This window comes from Streptococcus oralis, from assembly GCF_003943415.1.
GTDB lineage: Bacteria > Bacillota > Bacilli > Lactobacillales > Streptococcaceae > Streptococcus > Streptococcus oralis_BJ.
Map to the genome: position 1 here is coordinate 1 of NZ_RJPK01000001.1, position 17,596 is coordinate 17,596.

Genomic DNA, 17,596 nt, shown 5'->3' on the forward strand with positions numbered 1-17,596 from the left:
CCACCACTCACAAGCTCCTGCCCAACAACCTGCTGGACCAGGACGTTCAAACGGTAGAAAACTTCCAAATACAGGAACTGCAAGTAACCAATTTGCTGGTCTTGGATTAGGAGTAGCTGCCTTGGCAACTGCCTCTCTTCTTGGCAAGAAGAAGAAATCAGCAGCTTCTGAAATGGATTTAGAAGACTAAGTCCCAAAAATCGACTAAAATGAAATTGTTGATATCATTTTAGCGATGAAAACAAGAACCCCAGATGGCCTAAGGCTATCTGGGGTTTTTGGCTCTTTGTCAACTGTAGAGGGCGAGATCTAACTAAGCATGAGAGAGAGTCAGATTGGTTCTCTCTTTTCTAACATTCAAAGTAACGAGAATTATCACTCTAAATTTTTGAAAATCAAATACCAGACATCTTATATTCTTGCTGATTGCTTCCAACTTAGTATTGAAATGAAGGGATTCAAGGATATTATTGATATAGGATTTAGATTTAAGAAAAGTTTGAAATAGCGTCTGAAAAGGAGTGGATGCCCCATCAATTTTATTTTTGATGGATTTCCATTTCTAAACCTCCCAAAGAACTTAATGATGTCTTACTGGTTATTAATCACTACCAAAGAGAATATCCGAATCACAAAACAGCTTTTAAAGCACTTAGGAATAAGAGGTAAAAATATTACACTACGCATTGCATATCCCTAACGAAATAGATAAAAATCTAAAATTTGTAGAGAAAATAATATAATTCCGACCTTTTGTGACAGGAATTGCTTGACTAAATAAAACCAAAGCTGTATAATAAGACAAAACTTTAAAACAGGAGGTTCTGGAAATGAAAAAGTCTAAGGCCAAGTATCTGACACTGGCAGGTGTCGTGTTAAGCGCAGGTATCCTATTGAGCGCATGTGGGAACTCAGCAAGTTCATCTAAAACATATAACTATGTCTATTCTAGTGATCCATCTAGTTTGAACTATCTAGCAGAGAACCGTGCAACAACCAATGATATTGTTACCAATTTGGTTGATGGTTTGATGGAAAATGACCAATACGGTAACTATGTTCCATCATTGGCAGAGGATTGGACCGTTTCTAAGGACGGTTTGACTTATACCTACAAACTTCGTAAAGATGCCAAGTGGTATACATACGAAGGTGAAGAATACGCCCCTGTAACTGCTCAAGACTTTGTGACAGGTTTGAAATATGCGGCAGATAAAAAATCTGAAGCCTTGTACTTGGTTCAAGATTCTGTAGCAGGTTTGGATGACTATATCAACGGAAAAACAACTGACTTTTCAACTGTCGGTGTTAAGGCGATTGATGACCAAACAGTTCAGTACACTTTGACTCGACCAGAACCGTATTGGAATTCTAAAACTACGTCCACTATTCTCTTCCCTGTCAATGCTGATTTCTTGAAATCAAAAGGAGATGACTTTGGTAAGGTGGATCCTTCTAGTATTTTGTACAGTGGACCTTTCTTGATGAAATCCTTTGTTTCAAAATCTGTTATCGAATACAAGAAAAATCCGAATTACTGGGATGCTAAAAATGTCTTTGTGGACGATGTGAAATTGACCTACTATGATGGAAGTGACCAAGATGCCCTAGCACGTAACTTTACAGAAGGAGTATACAGCTATGCACGTCTCTATCCAAATAGCTCAAGTTTTGAAGGGATTAAAGAGAAGAATAAAGACAATATCATCTACAGCATGCAAGATGCCACTTCTTTCTACTTGAATTTTAACCTGGATAGAAAATCTTATAATTTCACTTCTAAAACGACTGACATCGAAAAGAAATCAACCCAAGAAGCAGTTCTGAATAAAAACTTCCGCCAAGCTATCAATTTTGCCTATAACCGTACGGCCTATGGGGCACAATCTCAAGGGGAAGACGGAGCAACGAAGATTATTCGTAACCTGGTTGTACCTCCTACATTTGTAAGCATCAACGGAAAAGACTTTGGTGATGTTGTTTCAGAAAAGATGGTTAACTATGGCCAAGAATGGCAAGGAATCAACTTTGCGGATGCGCAAGACCCATACTACAATCCTGACAAGGCTAAAGCTAAGTTTGCGGAAGCTAAGAAAGAACTAGAAACCAAAGGTGTTCAGTTCCCGATTCACTTGGATAAGACTGTAGAAATGACCAATAAGACAGAAATTCAAGAAATTAGCTCAATGAAGCAATCCATCGAATCTGTTCTTGGAACTGAGAACGTGGTTATCGATATCCAACAACTGTCAACAGAGGATTATGATAGCTCTGGTTATTTAGCTCAGACAGCAGCCCAGAAGGATTTTGACCTTTACAATGGTGGTTGGAGTGCGGACTACTTGGATCCATCAAGCTATCTTGATATCTTAAATGTCAATAACGGTGGTATGTTGCAAAACCTTGGTCTAGAACCAGGTGAAGTCAATGACAAGGCCAAGGCAGTTGGACTTGATACCTACACTCAAATGTTGGAAGAAGCGAACAAGGAGCAAGATCCAGCAAAACGTTATGAAAAATATGCTGAAGTTCAAGCTTGGCTCGTTGATAGCGCCCTTGCAATTCCAAACGTTTCTAAGGGTGGAACACCTAGCCTGAGAAAGATAGTTCCATTCTCAGCACCATTCTCACAAGCCGGAAATAAGGGTGTCGAATCATACAAGTACCTCAAGTTGCAAGATAAGACTGTAACGACTGATGAGTATGAAAAAGCTAAAGAAAAATGGCTGAAAGAAAAAGAAGAATCCAGTAAAAAAGTCCAAGAAGAATTGGCAAAACACGTTAAATAATCAGTCTATTCAACAGGAAAAACGATAGTTTCTCAAGGAACTATCGTTTTTATATAGTTTGAAACTATAGCTAGCTCTTGAAAACAAGAAAATGAGTTAGTGAAAATAAGTGGTACAATAGTTACTATAGATTTGGAGGTATTGTATGAGTAAAGAACTACACATCAACACAATTTTGGCTCAGGCGGGAATCAAGTCAGATAAGGCAACAGGTGCCTTGGTAACGCCGCTTCATTTTTCAACAACTTATCAGCATCCAGAGTTCGGTCAGTCTACTGGATTTGACTACACGCGCACTAAAAACCCAACTCGCAGTAAAGCGGAGGAAGTCTTGGCAGCAATCGAATCAGCAGACTATGCCCTAGCGACGAGCTCAGGTATGGCTGCGATTGTACTGGCTTTTAGTGTTTTTCCAGTAGGAAGTAAAGTCTTGGCTGTGCGAGATCTTTATGGGGGTTCTTTCCGATGGTTCAACCAAGTGGAGCAAGAAGGCCGTTTCCATTTTACCTATGCCAATACGGAAGCAGAGTTGATTGCTGAGCTGGAAAATGATGTGGATGTTCTCTACATCGAAACGCCAACCAATCCTTTGATGTTGGAATTTGATATTGCAAAACTAGCCAAACTAGCTCATGACAAGGGTGCTAAAGTAGTCGTAGACAATACCTTCTACAGTCCGATTTACCAACGACCAATCGAAGATGGTGCGGATATTGTCCTTCATTCGGCAACCAAGTACCTTGCAGGGCACAATGATGTCTTAGCTGGGGTAGTTGTGACTAATAGTTTAGAACTATATGAACAACTATTCTACAATCTTAATACGACAGGGGCGGTCTTGTCACCGTTTGATAGTTATCAGTTGATTCGTGGTCTTAAGACCTTGTCTCTTCGTATGGAGCGTTCTACAGCCAATGCCCAAGAAGTGGTTGCCTTTTTGAAGGCTTCACCTGCTGTCAAGGAAGTGCTCTATACAGGACGTGGGGGTATGATTTCCTTTAAAGTAGTGGATGAGAAACGTATTCCTCACATATTGAACAGCCTCAAGGTCTTCTCTTTTGCAGAAAGTTTGGGTGGGGTAGAAAGTCTCATTACTTATCCAACGACGCAGACCCATGCGGATATTCCAGCAGAAGTGCGCCATTCTTATGGCTTAACAGATGACCTCCTGCGCTTGTCTATTGGGATTGAGGATGCTAGAGATTTGATTGCGGACTTGCGCCAAGCTTTGGAAGGATAAGATAGATATGGGAAAATATGATTTTACAAGCCTGCCCAATCGTTTTGGGCACCATACCTATAAATGGAAAGAATCAGAAGCTGATCGCGAAGTTCTACCAGCCTGGATAGCGGATATGGACTTTGTGGTTTTGCCTGAGGTTCGACAAGCTGTACAAGCCTACGCAGATCAGTTGGTCTATGGCTATACCTATGCTAGCGATGCTTTGATTGAATCGGTTCAGGAATGGGAAGCCAGTCAACACGAGTATCACTTTGACAAGGATGCCCTCGTATTTATCGAGGGAGTGGTACCAGCTATTTCAACAGCTATTCAAGCCTTTACAAAAGAAGGAGAGGCTGTTCTGATTAACACACCGGTCTATCCACCTTTTGCCCGCAGTGTCAAACTGAACAATCGCCGATTGATTACCAATCCTTTGGTGGAAAAGGATGGGCTGTTTGAGATTGACTTTGATCAGCTGGAGAAGGATATAGTAGAAGAGGATGTGAAACTTTATATCCTATGCAATCCCCACAATCCTGGGGGCCGTGTTTGGGAAAAGGAAGTATTGGAAAAGATTGGTTATCTCTGCCAAAAACATGGTGTATTGCTGGTTTCGGATGAGATTCACCAAGATTTGGCCCTCTTTGGTCACAAACACCAGTCTTTTAATACCGTAAATCCAGACTTCAAAAACTTTGCTCTTGTTTTGAGCAGTGCTACCAAGACTTTTAATATTGCTGGAACGAAAAATTCCTATGCAGTTATTGAAAATCCAAAGCTTCGTGTGGCTTTCCAAAAACGCCAGTTGGCCAATAACCAACATGAAATCTCAGGCTTGGGTTATTTGGCGACAGAAGCTGCCTACCGTTATGGCAAGGACTGGTTAGGAGAGTTAAAAGAAGTCATCGAAGACCATATTAACTATGTAGTGGATGTTTTGGGCAACGAAACCAAGATTAAGGTCATGAAACCGCAAGGTACCTACTTGATTTGGCTGGATTTTTCAGCCTATAACCTAACGGATGAGCGCTTGCAAGAGCTTTTGAGAAATGAAGCTAAGGTTATCTTGAACAGAGGTTTGGACTTTGGGGAGGAGGGAACTCTTCATGCCCGCCTCAATGTAGCCATGCCGAAGTCAGTGCTAGAAGAAGTTTGCCAACGCATCGTGACTACTTTTGCTACACTTTAAAAATCGAGCCTTCTAGGAGAAAAGTCTTCCTAGAAGGCTATTTTCGTAGGGGAAAATGTGGTATAATGAAAAGATAAGATAAAGGGGTAACTATGGCTAAATTGATTCCGGGAAAGTTGCGCATGGAGGGGGTTGCACTCTATGAAACAGGCAACATTGAGATTATCAAGGAAAAAGGGAATCGCCTCTATACTCGTGTGGCGGGAGAAGACTTGCGCTACAGTTTAGAGGATGATCTGGTTTTTTGTACTTGCGATTTTTTCCAAAAAAGAGGTTACTGTGTTCACCTCGCAGCGCTCGAGCATTATTTGAAGAACGACGAAGAAGGCCAGGTGATTTTACAAGCCTTAGAAAAAGGACATGAAGAGCAAGAAGAGGTCGAAACCAAGGTTGGTTTTGGTGGTAGTTTTTTGGAGCGTATCCAACCTCAGAAGAGAGAAAAAATCTACACTTTGTCGGCTCAAGGTCAGGTGGAAGCTGGAACCAATCGCCTCCTTTGGACTCTCCGAATCGGTTTAGTTAATAGTCAAAAATATTATGTCATTCGTGACATCCCACTCTTTTTGAAGGTCTTAGTCCATCGAAAACCATATATGATTGGGAAACACTATGAGAATGATTTGTCTTGGGATGCTTTTGATACAGCTAGTCAAGATGTTCTTACTTTTTTACGGGGCTTGATTGAGGAGGGACTGAGTCAAGACCTCTTTTTCCCCAATCAAGGTCGTCACCTCTTTTTCCCTCTGACCTTTTTTGAGCAGGGAGTGGAGTTGCTGATGAACTTGGAAGATTTTCATTTTGAGCACCAGATCGATAGTTATGAAAATCTTCTCTTTCATGATTTAGAACCTGATGCAGAATTGTTCTCTTTTTCCGTGCAGGAGTATCCCGATTATTTTGAGATGGAGATTTCTGAAAGTGAGCGAGTTAACGTATTCTATGGGGGAGCGGTTCTCTTTCGTAAGGGGAATCTTTATCTCTTAAAGCCTAAACAAATCAGCTTACTAAAGGAAATCAAGGAGCTTCCTCAGGAGGAAAGAGGGAGAAAATGCCTCCAGTTTGACAACAGTGATCGTGACCGTCTGGCTGCCTGTCTGCCTTTGTTTGGACTGCTAGGAACAGTGTCTGCCTCCGAGCGTTTGCAAATCAGACCCTTTTCACCAATCTTTTACTTTGATAGGGAGGATGACGGCCGCATCCGTTTGGATATCCAGTTTGACTATGGAGATGTTAAGGTGATTAGTCATCAACAGCTGGAACAATTACCATTTTCAAGCGATGCCGTCTTGGAAAACCAGCTATTTCAAGTCTGTTTAGGGGCTGGGTTTGAGGCTGATTTTCAGTCTTGGAGACAGGCTTTGAAGCCAGAAGCAGTTTATTCTTTCTTCCATCATACGATTCCAGCTTTTGAGAAGTTGGGTCAGGTTTTCTTGTCTGATGAGATGAATCAGCTCTACAGTGTCCAAGCTCCTCAGGTTCAGATTGAGTCCAAGAGAGGACTGTTGGAGATTCAGTTTGATTTCCAAGGGATTGCCCAAGAAGAGATTGATCAAGCTCTTAAAGCCCTGACCAGCAATCAGGATTTCTATATCAGTTCTTCTGACCAAGTGTACTTTTTTGATGAGGAAACCAAGCAGATTCGTCAAAATTTGCAGGAACTGGGGGTTGAGCTAAAAGATGGTTCTTTTCAAGCGCGAAAATCTCTGGCTTATAGCCTTTCTCAGCTTTTTGAAGGTCGAGACAGGATTTCCTTCTCGGAAGAATTTCAGCATTTAGCTCATGATTTGACCCATCCAGAGGATTTTCCTTTGGGAGATATACGGGTGCAGGCGAGTTTGAGGGACTATCAGGAAAAGGGTGTCCGTTGGCTCCAGATGCTTCATCACTATGGCTTTGGTGGCATCCTAGCCGATGATATGGGACTGGGAAAAACACTGCAAACTATCGCTTTTTTGACTAGTCAGGTGACCGAAGAAAGTCGGGTCTTGATTTTGGCTCCGTCAGGTTTGATCTACAATTGGGCAGATGAATTCAGGAAATTTGCCCCACAGTTGGATTTGGCTGTCGTGCATGGTTTGAAAGCGAATCGAGAAGCGATTCTTTCTGAAAATCACCAAATCTATGTAACCAGTTATGCTACCTTTCGTCAAGACAGCGAGCTTTATCAAGAGATGGCTTTTGATTTTCTCTTTTTAGATGAAGCCCAGGTCATGAAAAATGCTCAGACTAAGATTGCTCAGAGTTTGCGCCAGTTTGTGGTGCCTGCAGTCTTTGCTTTGTCAGGTACGCCTATCGAAAACCATTTAGGAGAGTTGTGGTCTATCTTCCAAATTGTGCTTCCGGGGCTCTTGCCAAGTAAAAAGGAATTTATGAAATTACCGGCTGACCGAGTAGCGCAATTTATCAAGCCCTTCGTCATGAGGCGTAAGAAAGAAGAAGTCCTAACAGAACTACCTGATCTAATCGAAGTCGTCTATAAAAATGAACTGGAAGACCAGCAGAAGGCCATCTATCTAGCCCAGTTGCAACAGATGCGAGACCGCCTAGCTCAAGTGACAGATCAAGAATTCCAGAGAAGTCGGGTAGAAATCTTATCTGGTCTCATGCGTTTGCGCCAGATCTGCGATACGCCAACCCTCTTCATGGACGATTACCAAGGATCCAGTGGTAAATTGGATAGTCTCCGAGATTTATTGCTACAAGTGGCTGCTGGTGGGCATCGGGTCTTGATTTTCTCCCAGTTTAAAGGAATGTTGGAAAAAATCGAGCAAGAACTACCAGACTTGGGCTTGACTTCCTTCAAAATCACGGGCTCAACTCCTGCTCAAGACAGACAAGAGATGACCAAGGCCTTTAATCAGGGAGAAAGAGACGCCTTTCTCATCTCTCTGAAGGCGGGTGGTGTTGGTCTCAATCTAACGGGAGCTGATACCGTTATCCTAGTGGACCTCTGGTGGAATCCTGCGGTTGAAGCCCAAGCTATCGGACGTGCCCATCGTATGGGACAGGAGCAGAAGGTAGAGGTTTATCGCTTGATTACCAAAGGAACCATTGAAGAGAAAATCCAAGAACTTCAAGAACAAAAGAAACATTTGGTTTCCCAAGTTTTAGATGGTACAGAGTCTCGTGCGAGTCTCAGTCTGGCAGAAATTCGTGAAATTTTGGGAATTTCTGAAGCCAGCACTTGAAAAATCAAGACAATACGTTATAATGAAGTGTTGAAAGGAAATACAAAATGAAACAAGATCGATTTCCATTGGTGTCAGATGATGAGATCATGCTGACCAAAATGCCAGTCATGGAATTGTACGATGAGTCAGACTTTATTAGCAATATCAAAGGTGATTACCGCGATAAGAACTATTTGGAATGGTCTCCTATCAATGAGGAAGAAACCGTAGTTTCTCCAGTGGTTAATAAGGAGTCAAAGCCGAGCCCAGAACCTAAAAAGGTTGAAAAAACGTATGCTGAATTGGCTCGAGAAGAGGCGCGTGCGGATCTGAAGAAGAAACGTTCAGCCAAGTATTTGACTCAGGATGTTAGTCATACCAGACGACACAATGGTTCAACACTTGTTCGTCAAGGAAACCAACCAACAGCACCATTTCAAAAGGAAAATCCTGGTGAGTTTACCAAATTTAGTAAAAACTTGAGCCAGTCTCACTATATCTTAGCTGAGGAGGTTGGCCAAGTGGCGAATCCAACTCCAAAAACCCAAACGGAGAAAACTAAAAAGAACAACTATGATTTTCTAAAGAAGAGTCAAATCTATAATAAAAAGAATAAGCAAACAGAACAGGAACGTCAGGTTGCCCAAGAGTTGAATCTGACAAGAATTACTGAGTAGGGGAGAAAAGCATGTCAAAAACATATCATTTTATTGGAATCAAGGGATCAGGGATGAGTGCCTTGGCCTTGATGTTGCACCAAATGGGACATAAGGTTCAAGGTTCAGACGTTGAAAAATACTACTTTACTCAACGTGGACTAGAGCAGGCAGGGATTGCGATTCTTCCTTTTGATGAAAAGAACCTACAAGGTGATGTGGAGATTATCGCTGGAAATGCCTTCCGTCCAGATAACAACGTTGAAATCGCCTATGCAGATCAAAATGGTATCAGCTACAAACGTTACCACGAATTCCTAGGTAGCTTTATGCGCGACTTTGTCAGCATAGGAGTGGCAGGAGCACATGGGAAAACTTCAACGACCGGTATGTTGTCACACGTCTTGTCTCACATCACAGACACCAGTTTCTTGATTGGTGACGGGACAGGTCGTGGTTCAGCCAATGCCAAATATTTTGTCTTTGAATCAGACGAATATGAGCGTCACTTCATGCCTTACCATCCAGAATACTCTATCATCACCAACATTGACTTTGACCATCCAGACTACTTTACAAGTCTAGAGGATGTTTTCAATGCCTTTAACGACTATGCCAAACAAATTACCAAAGGTTTGTTTGTATACGGTGAGGATGCTGAGTTGCGTAAGATCACAGCCAATGCGCCAATATATTACTATGGGTTTGAAGCTGAGGACAATGACTTTGTAGCTAGTGATCTCCTTCGATCTACGACTGGATCAACCTTTACAGTTCATTTCCGTGGACAAGAATTGGGTCAATTCCACATTCCAACCTTTGGTCGTCACAATATCATGAATGCGACAGCTGTTATTGGTCTTCTTTACGCAGCAGGTTTTGATTTGAACTTGGTTCGTGAACACTTGAAAACTTTTGCTGGTGTTAAGCGTCGTTTCACTGAGAAAATCGTCAATGATACAGTGATTATTGATGACTTTGCCCACCATCCAACAGAAATCATTGCGACCTTGGATGCGGCTCGTCAAAAATATCCAAGCAAGGAAATCGTGGCAGTCTTCCAACCGCATACCTTTACAAGAACCATTGCCTTGTTGGACGAATTTGCCCACGCTTTGAATCAAGCAGACGCCGTTTACCTAGCACAAATCTATGGATCGGCCCGTGAAGTGGACCATGGTGATGTCAAAGTAGAAGACTTAGCCAATAAAATCAACAAGAAACACCAGGTTATCACTGTTGAAAATGTTTCTCCACTCCTAGACCATGACAATGCTGTTTACGTCTTTATGGGTGCTGGAGACATCCAAACCTATGAATATTCATTTGAACGTCTCTTGTCTAACTTGACAAGCAACGTCCAATAAGGAAAGCCAGATGGAAATTCCAATCACTATAAGGCAAGCTACCCTATCAGATTTAGAAGAAATGTTGGCGATTGAAGAAGCCAATCCTTCATCAGAAGAGACACTTAGCCGCCAATCCTTAGAAGAGAGTATCCGCAAGTCTGCGGGTACCTTTCTTGTAGCTTGGGATGAAAATCAGCTCCTAGGCTATGTTTTGGGAGAAGCTCAGTATCTTCATCCCAAATGGATAGAAGTAAAATCATTGACTATTCATCCGAATCATTGGGGACAAGGTTTGGGAACTCTTCTTCTTGCAGCCTTGAAACAGGTGACAGTCGAATTAAATCACCAAGGTATTCTTTTGAAAAGTCCTGATGAACTACTATCATATTTTGAAATGAATGGCTTTGTTGAAGAAGAAGTGACCGAGAGTCATTATGGCAGTGGTTCTTGTTGGTATCTGACTTGGGCTAATCCTTTTTATCAGGAGGAAATATGAAAATCAGACAAGCAAGATTTTCGGATTTAGATCGGATTATAGAGATAGAGCTGGAGAATTTCTCCCTTGAGGAAGCCATTCCTCGTTCGGTCTTTGAGGCGCATTTACGTGAAATTCAGACCAGCTTTCTCGTCGCTGAAAAAGAGGGACGTATCCTTGGCTACATTGAAGGTCCGGTCGTCCCACATCGTCATCTACAAGATCAGTCCTTTACAGAAGAAATAAAAGACTATAGCCATCAACCTGGAGGTTATATTTCTGTGACCTGTCTCTCCATAGCTAAGGAAGCGCAAGCTTTGGGAGTGGGCAAAAAATTGCTGACTGCCCTAAAAGAAGTCGCTTTAGAACATGAACGAGAGGGCATTAACCTGACTTGTCATGATTATCTTATCTCATATTACGAGAAACATGGTTTTGTCAATGAAGGACTATCCCAATCTACCTATGCAGGTGAGACCTGGTATAACATGGTTTGGAAGCCTTGAAAACAAGAAATATAGTTGGAGAAAGGTATATTTTGTTGCTTTTCTGCGACTTTTAAGATATAATGTTATGGATTGCCAACAAGGAGGTAAAGCTTTTGAGCGAGAAATCAAGAGAAGAAACGTTAAGCTTTAAAGAACAGATTTTACGCGATTTAGAGAGAGTCAGAGAGAGAGAAAGAAAGGGGAAAGAAGAGGAAAGTCCGACCACCCCAACTCCATCTTCTCAAGTAACTCCACCCGCTCCTTCTGAACAAGAACCAAATCTTGCCACAGAAGGTTTAATGGTAGACTCTCTGTCAACTGTGGATGAAATCCTAAAAAATGCCCCAAGTGTACCATCACGTCCAAGTTTTGAATCAAGCGAAGTGACAGGACCAGAGCCAGAAGAGTCAAAACTAGAAGAGTCTGCACCAGCCAAGATTGATGCTGTAGAGCCTAAAAAGGAAGACAAAGAGTTTAACACTACTCCAACTAAAGTGGCTGTTTCCTATAAAACGGATGATAATAAAGAAGAATCAGTCCCTCCTGTTGTGGAGAATGTAGTCCCTGCTCCAGTTGAGAAAGTTGATAACCTAGCGGATGCTCCACGACGCAGTCGTCGTGAAGGAACAAAGCCAGCTAAGAAAAAGAAGAAATCAAAAGCTAAAGGCTGTTTGCTAACTTTCCTAGTTCTCCTAGTGCTCGTAAGTATTGGTGGCTTCTTTGGTTATGGATACGTTCAAGAATCCTTGAAACCTGTTGATGCAAGTTCTAAGGACTATGTAACGGTTCAAATCCCAGAAGGTTCAAATATTCAAGAAATTGGGAGCACTTTGGAAAAATTTGGTTTGGTTAAACATGGACTTATCTTTAGCTTTTATGCTAAATATAAGGGCGCAGACTTAAAATCAGGTTATTATAACTTGAAGAAGAGCATGAGTACGGATGAGTTGATTCAAGAATTGCAAAAAGGTGGGACTCCTGAAGCTCAGGCACCTGTTCTTGCAAACTTGACAATTCCAGAAGGTTATACATTGGAGCAAATTGCTCAAACAGTAGGACAACTTCAAGGTGACTTTAAAGAACCTCTTACTGCGGATGCCTTTTTAGAAAAAGTTCAAGACGAGACCTTTATCTCACAATTAGTGACGAAGTATCCAAACCTTCTTGGAAGCCTTCCAACAAAAGATAGTGGCGTTCGTTATCGTCTTGAAGGCTACCTTTTCCCAGCGACTTATACAATCAAAGATAGCACAACTGTTGAGAGTTTGATTGATGAGATGGTGGCTGCGATGGATAAGACCATGTCATCATATTACGCCTCAATTAAAGAAAAGAATCTGACAGTTAATGAATTGCTCAGCATTGCTTCTCTTGTCGAAAAAGAAGGTGCTAAGACCGAAGACCGCAAGAAGATTGCAGGTGTTTTCTATAACCGCTTGAATCTCGGTATGCCACTTCAAAGTAATATCGCTATCCTATATGCTCAAGGAAAACTTGGTCAAAAGATTAGTTTAGCAGATGACGCTGGAATTGATACAACGATTGATTCACCATACAACGTTTACACACACCTTGGGCTGATGCCTGGACCAGTTGATAGTCCAAGTTTAGATGCTATTGAAGCAAGTGTAAACCAGACAAAGAGTGACTACTTGTACTTTGTAGCCAATGTTGAAGATGGTAAAGTATACTTCGCAACGACCAAAGAAGAACACGATCAAAACGTTGCAGAACATATCAATAGCAAATTAACACAATCAAGTAGTTCAAACTAAAATTATGTGGTTTTCCACATAATTTTGTTTTAAAAACAAATTAAGAAAAGAAAGTTGAGAAAAATGGCAGAAAAAACTTACCCAATGACCCTTGAAGAAAAGGAAAAACTAGAAAAAGAATTAGAGGAGTTGAAACTCGTTCGTCGTCCTGAAGTGGTAGAACGTATCAAAATTGCTCGTTCATACGGAGACCTTTCAGAGAACAGCGAGTACGAAGCAGCCAAGGATGAGCAAGCTTTTGTTGAAGGACAAATTTCAAGTCTAGAAACAAAAATCCGCTATGCTGAAATAGTTAATAGCGATGCAGTTGCCCAAGATGAAGTGGCTATCGGTAAGACCGTAACCATCCAAGAAATCGGGGAAGATGACGAAGAAGTCTATATCATCGTCGGTTCTGCAGGTGCAGATGCTTTCGCTGGTAAAGTATCAAATGAAAGTCCGATTGGACAAGCCTTGATCGGTAAAAAGACTGGTGATACAGCGACCATCGAGACACCAGTTGGTAGCTACGATGTCAAAATCTTAAAGGTTGAAAAAACAGCCTAAATAGAATGAAAATGGAGTAGTGGAGGTCTTGACTTGCTCAACTCCTTTTTGGTTTTTTGGATAAAATAGGAGATTATATGAGTTCAAATAAGAAGAAAAATAAAATGGAGCGTGGTCTAACCAATCGCCATGTTCAGGTGATGGCCATTGCTGGAACAATCGGAACAGGACTTTTCCTAGGTGCTGGGCGTTCTATCAGCCTTACAGGACCTTCTATCATCCTGATTTATATGATTACAGGAGCCTTTATGTTTTTGATGATGAGGGCTGTTGGGGAGATGCTCTACCAGGATCCAGAACAACATACTTTTATCAACTTTATCACCCGTCATTTGGGGAAAGGCTGGGGTTATTTCTCAGTTTGGTCTTATTGGTTGTCTGTCGTCTTTATCGGTATGGCAGAAATCACTGCGATCTCGCATTATGTTCAGTTTTGGTTTCCTAGCTGGCCTAGTTGGCTGATTCAGATTGTCTTTTTAACGATTTTGGCCTTGGTCAATCTGATTGCGGTTAAGCTCTTTGGAGAAGTCGAGTTTTGGTTTGCTATGGTTAAAATTGTGGCTATTTTAGCTATGATTGCAACAGGGGTCTTTATGGTCTTAACTGGATTTGAGACACCGCATGGTGCTGCAAGTTTGGCAAATATCAGCAATCAGTTCTCTCTTTTCCCAAACGGTGTTATGAACTTTGTCATGGCCTTTCAAATGGTATTTTTTGCCTATCTGATGATTGAGTTTATCGGGGTGACAACTTCTGAAACAAAGAATCCTCGTCAGGTTTTGCCAAAAGCAGTTAAGGAAATTCCTCTCCGAATTGTCTTCTTCTATGGTGGAGCTCTATTGGCCATTATGTCTATCATTCCCTGGAGAGAACTTGCTTCTTCGGATTCACCATTTGTAACGGTTTTTGAACTGGCAGGTATCAAGTGGGCAGCGGCTTTGATTAACTTTGTCGTTTTGACGTCGGCAGCATCTGCTCTTAATTCAACCCTCTACTCAACAGGTCGGCATTTGTACCAGATTGCTCATGACTCGCCCAATCGCTTCTTAAAAGCTATTAAGGCAGATACCCTTTCTCGTCACAATGTTCCACAAAATGCCATCATTGCTTCAGCAATTTTAATTGCTCTGGCGGCCTTTATCAACGTTTTGCCAGGTGTTTCCGATGCTTTTGCTTTGATTACGGCGTCCTCGTCAGGTGTTTACATCGCGATTTATATTTTGATCATGGTGGCTCATCTCAAATACCGCAAGTCACAAGACTTCATGGCTGATGGCTACCTCATGCCTCAGTATCGCTTGCTTAATCCCCTAACCATGCTCTTCTTTATCTTTGTCTTTGTAACCCTCTTTTTACAAGAATCTACCTTCATGGGGGCGGTTGGTTCTGCCATCTGGATTATCGGTTTCGGAATTTATAGTCAGTGGAAATTTAGAAAATAACTCATGAACTCATCAACTCTGCTTGGTGAGTTTTTTCTAGTTTGACAGTCTATTGAAATAAGATTATAATCAAACTGTAGCAGTTTATTAGGAGGTTTGGATGCACGTTAGATTGGAAAATAAGGAATCTCATAAAGCGCAAGAAATAGGGGATTTGATTCGTGCTTATAATCGTTCTAAAAGAGAAGAGGCTGAAAGCGAGCCACTGAACCTTTATGTTGAAGATGAAAAGGGCAATCTCTTGGCGGGCTTAGTAGCAGAGACTTTCGGAAATTGGTTGGAAATTGAGTATTTGTTTGTAACAGAGGAACTGCGAGGGCAAGGAATCGGTTCAAAACTATTGGAGCAAGCTGAAAATGAAGCTAAGAAACGAAACTGTCAGTTTGCTTTCGTGAATACTTACCAGTTTCAAGCTCCAGATTTTTATAAAAGGCATGGCTACAAGGAAGTCTTTACCTTGCAAGACTATCCCTATACAGGACAAAGATATTATTACCAAAAGGATTTATAAGCTGAATATGAAAGTATAAAGCAAAGAGGGATTTTTCACATCACTATGGAGGCGGGCAAATGGACATAATATTGGATATGGGTAACGTTTTATTAGAATGGAACAAGGATAAGATTTTGCAAGGTATTTCGGAGATAAAGAAAGATTATCTGATTTTAGATAAGACTATTTTTCAGTCGGGGCTTTGGGAGAGATTAGATCTTGGTATCATGACGAGAGAAGAATTAGTGCTTAAAGTTGTCTCCATGATTGGAAGGACCTATCAAAAGAAGGTCGAAGAAGTTATCTGGAACTGGCCTAGCTACATTGACATTTATACGGAAGTCTTTCCTGTCTTGTCAGAACTAAAGAAAAAGGGGCATCGCATCTTTGTCTTGTCCAATACCTCAAAGGTATTTTATGACTTGCTGGAAGAGCAGCTATCTCCCATAAAAGAACTTTTAGATGGCTTTGTCCTATCCTGTGATATAAAAGCTATAAAGCCTGATTTGGCAATGTTTAAGGAGATTCTCGATAAATACCAGCTAGATCCTACAAATTGTGTCTTTCTAGATGATATTGAGGACAATACAATGGCAGCTGAGAAATTGGGCATCAAGGCCTATCAGGTCAAGAAAAGAAGCGATGTCGTCGATATTTTGAAATCCTATATTTAAATTCAAAACTCTCTATTTTTTGTGGTAGAGAGTTTTTTCGTTAACAAAATGTTACAAAATGACATTTATATGTTGCATTAAGTTAGATATATGGTATAATGTTTTTAAAAGAAGCGCAACTTTTTAAAAATGTGAAGGAGGACGCTAGTGGCTAAAAATTTAAAATTAAAATTAGCTCGGGTGGAGCGTGATTTAACACAAGGGGATTTGGCAGAGGCTGTAGGGGTTACGCGCCAGACTATAGGCTTGATTGAAGCTGGGAAATACAATCCTAGTCTCTCCCTCTGTCAGTCCATTTGCAGATGCTTAGGCAAAACTTTAGATCAATTATTTTGGGAGGAAGAAGATGAAAAATAGAAAAAAACTTGTGATCAAAGATGAACGTACGGAAAAATTGGATGGAAAGATTTCAGGAGAAATTCTCTTGGGAATGTGCCTATTTTTGGCACTGGAAATTTTTGCCAAAGTTTATATTTTTAATTTAACACTTCTGTCCTACTTGCCAGAATTACTTTTATTGATCGGAGTTGGTTTGTATGCCATTATTCGCCGCATGTATGTAGGAATTGATATTCGAGATATTGTTGAGGATACTGGAAAAGAAAGAATTTTATCTGCTTTGGGATTTTCTATAGTGATTTTACTGATTGATATCGTAGGTAATCGCGAGGAACTGGTCAGTCTATTGACTTGGAAGTACTCCCTAAAAGTGCTCCTAGCAGTTGTCATCTATCTCGTTGGGAGTTATTCTATGGATAGAGTTATCCTATACTTGAATCGCAGAAATCAGCAAGTTTGGGAGGAAGAAGATGAAAAATAGATTTTTTTATTATCAATTACTAGACGAAAGGGAAGAGCAACTGATTAACAAAGCTGGGACAGAGTCTTTTATTTGAAAAAAAGACAGTAAAAAAGCGCAAAAAATCACTTCCTGTGCGATACTGTAATTGAATTTTTTAAGTTTAGGCGTTAGAACTATTTCCTCAGTCCTAGCGCCTTTTCTTTTTGATAAGTCTGCTTGGTGGAGAGTAGTTTGTAAATGATTCTGAGAATCTTATGAGCACAAGCAATAATCGCCTTCATCTTGCTTCCTCTTTGGGAAATTTGATTGTAACAAGAAGAAAAAGCTGGATCCTTAGAATGTGCTGCGATCAATCCCGACGTGGTCAAAGCCTGTTTGATATATCGATTTCCTTGCGTGATGTGTGAGGATTTTTTAATGCCAGCACTTTCATAAGACCCTGGGCAGAGTCCAGTCCATGATGCTAAGTGTGCATCGGATGGAAAGGCTGTAACAGTTGGTCCAATCTCAGCTAAAATAGTTC

General features: G+C 41.0%; 17 protein-coding genes and 1 pseudogene. 17 read left to right on the forward strand and 1 reads right to left on the reverse strand.

The window, feature by feature from the left end; translation table 11 throughout:
• From D8801_RS00005 to D8801_RS10090, 17 genes and pseudogenes are all read left to right on the forward strand, one after another.
• Positions 1-190 (forward strand): LPXTG cell wall anchor domain-containing protein (locus D8801_RS00005; RefSeq protein WP_125846953.1); only part of this gene is annotated, 190 nt, incomplete at its 5' end.
• Positions 191-830: 640 nt separating this feature from the next.
• Positions 831-2,789, forward strand: coding sequence for a peptide ABC transporter substrate-binding protein (locus D8801_RS00010; protein WP_125846955.1), 1,959 nt, complete (start codon positions 831-833; stop codon positions 2,787-2,789).
• A 145-nt stretch (positions 2,790-2,934) separates the two neighbouring features.
• The gene (locus D8801_RS00015; RefSeq protein ID WP_125846957.1) at positions 2,935-4,029 is read left to right on the forward strand and encodes a cystathionine gamma-synthase; all 1,095 of its coding nucleotides are present in this window, start codon (positions 2,935-2,937) and stop codon (positions 4,027-4,029) included.
• Between the two features lie 7 nt (positions 4,030-4,036).
• Positions 4,037-5,203 (forward strand): MalY/PatB family protein, encoded by a 1,167-nt coding sequence (locus tag D8801_RS00020; RefSeq protein ID WP_125846959.1) that lies wholly within the window; start codon positions 4,037-4,039, stop codon positions 5,201-5,203.
• Between the two features lie 92 nt (positions 5,204-5,295).
• The gene (locus D8801_RS00025) at positions 5,296-8,391 is read left to right on the forward strand and encodes a pilus expression-regulating Snf2 family helicase (RefSeq protein WP_125846961.1); all 3,096 of its coding nucleotides are present in this window, start codon (positions 5,296-5,298) and stop codon (positions 8,389-8,391) included.
• A gap of 47 nt (positions 8,392-8,438) precedes the next feature.
• A complete protein-coding gene (locus tag D8801_RS00030; RefSeq protein WP_125846963.1) occupies positions 8,439-9,050 on the forward strand; it encodes a divisome accessory protein ZapJ in 612 nt (203 codons plus the stop codon).
• Positions 9,051-9,061: 11 nt separating this feature from the next.
• Positions 9,062-10,396 carry a UDP-N-acetylmuramate--L-alanine ligase gene (gene murC / locus D8801_RS00035; RefSeq protein WP_125846965.1) on the forward strand — a complete coding sequence of 445 codons (1,335 nt, stop codon included), beginning with the start codon at positions 9,062-9,064 and terminating at the stop codon, positions 10,394-10,396.
• A gap of 10 nt (positions 10,397-10,406) precedes the next feature.
• The gene (locus tag D8801_RS00040) at positions 10,407-10,874 is read left to right on the forward strand and encodes a GNAT family N-acetyltransferase (protein WP_125846967.1); all 468 of its coding nucleotides are present in this window, start codon (positions 10,407-10,409) and stop codon (positions 10,872-10,874) included.
• Positions 10,871-11,359, forward strand: coding sequence for a GNAT family N-acetyltransferase (locus D8801_RS00045; protein WP_125846969.1), 489 nt, complete (start codon positions 10,871-10,873; stop codon positions 11,357-11,359). The genes D8801_RS00040 and D8801_RS00045 overlap by 4 nt, the downstream gene beginning before the upstream one ends.
• Before the next feature lie 62 nt (positions 11,360-11,421).
• Positions 11,422-13,116: an endolytic transglycosylase MltG gene (mltG, locus tag D8801_RS00050; protein ID WP_125846971.1), complete on the forward strand. Its 1,695-nt coding sequence runs from the start codon at positions 11,422-11,424 to the stop codon at positions 13,114-13,116.
• 63 nt (positions 13,117-13,179) lie between these two features.
• Positions 13,180-13,662, forward strand: coding sequence for a transcription elongation factor GreA (gene greA, locus D8801_RS00055; protein WP_000818755.1), 483 nt, complete (start codon positions 13,180-13,182; stop codon positions 13,660-13,662).
• 77 nt (positions 13,663-13,739) lie between these two features.
• On the forward strand, positions 13,740-15,104 hold the full coding sequence (locus tag D8801_RS00060; protein ID WP_185758473.1) for an amino acid permease: 1,365 nt from the start codon (positions 13,740-13,742) through the stop codon (positions 15,102-15,104).
• Between the two features lie 100 nt (positions 15,105-15,204).
• A complete protein-coding gene (locus D8801_RS00065; protein ID WP_125846973.1) occupies positions 15,205-15,615 on the forward strand; it encodes a GNAT family N-acetyltransferase in 411 nt (136 codons plus the stop codon).
• 59 nt (positions 15,616-15,674) lie between these two features.
• On the forward strand, positions 15,675-16,271 hold the full coding sequence (locus D8801_RS00070) for an HAD family hydrolase (protein WP_125846975.1): 597 nt from the start codon (positions 15,675-15,677) through the stop codon (positions 16,269-16,271).
• Positions 16,272-16,418: 147 nt separating this feature from the next.
• On the forward strand, positions 16,419-16,628 hold the full coding sequence (locus D8801_RS00075) for a helix-turn-helix transcriptional regulator (RefSeq protein WP_001107502.1): 210 nt from the start codon (positions 16,419-16,421) through the stop codon (positions 16,626-16,628).
• A complete protein-coding gene (locus D8801_RS00080; RefSeq protein ID WP_125846977.1) occupies positions 16,618-17,091 on the forward strand; it encodes a DUF6773 family protein in 474 nt (157 codons plus the stop codon). Before D8801_RS00075 ends, D8801_RS00080 begins: the two co-directional genes overlap by 11 nt.
• Positions 17,081-17,161: pseudogene (locus tag D8801_RS10090) on the forward strand (DUF6773 family protein); the annotation flags it as partial. The gene D8801_RS00080 and the pseudogene D8801_RS10090, both read left to right, overlap by 11 nt.
• An 85-nt stretch (positions 17,162-17,246) precedes the next feature.
• Here D8801_RS10090 and D8801_RS10035 read toward each other — a convergent pair.
• Complete coding sequence (locus D8801_RS10035; protein ID WP_125847644.1) at positions 17,247-17,591, reverse strand: transposase; 345 nt, start codon at positions 17,589-17,591, stop codon at positions 17,247-17,249.
• Between the last annotated feature and the right edge of the window lie 5 nt (positions 17,592-17,596).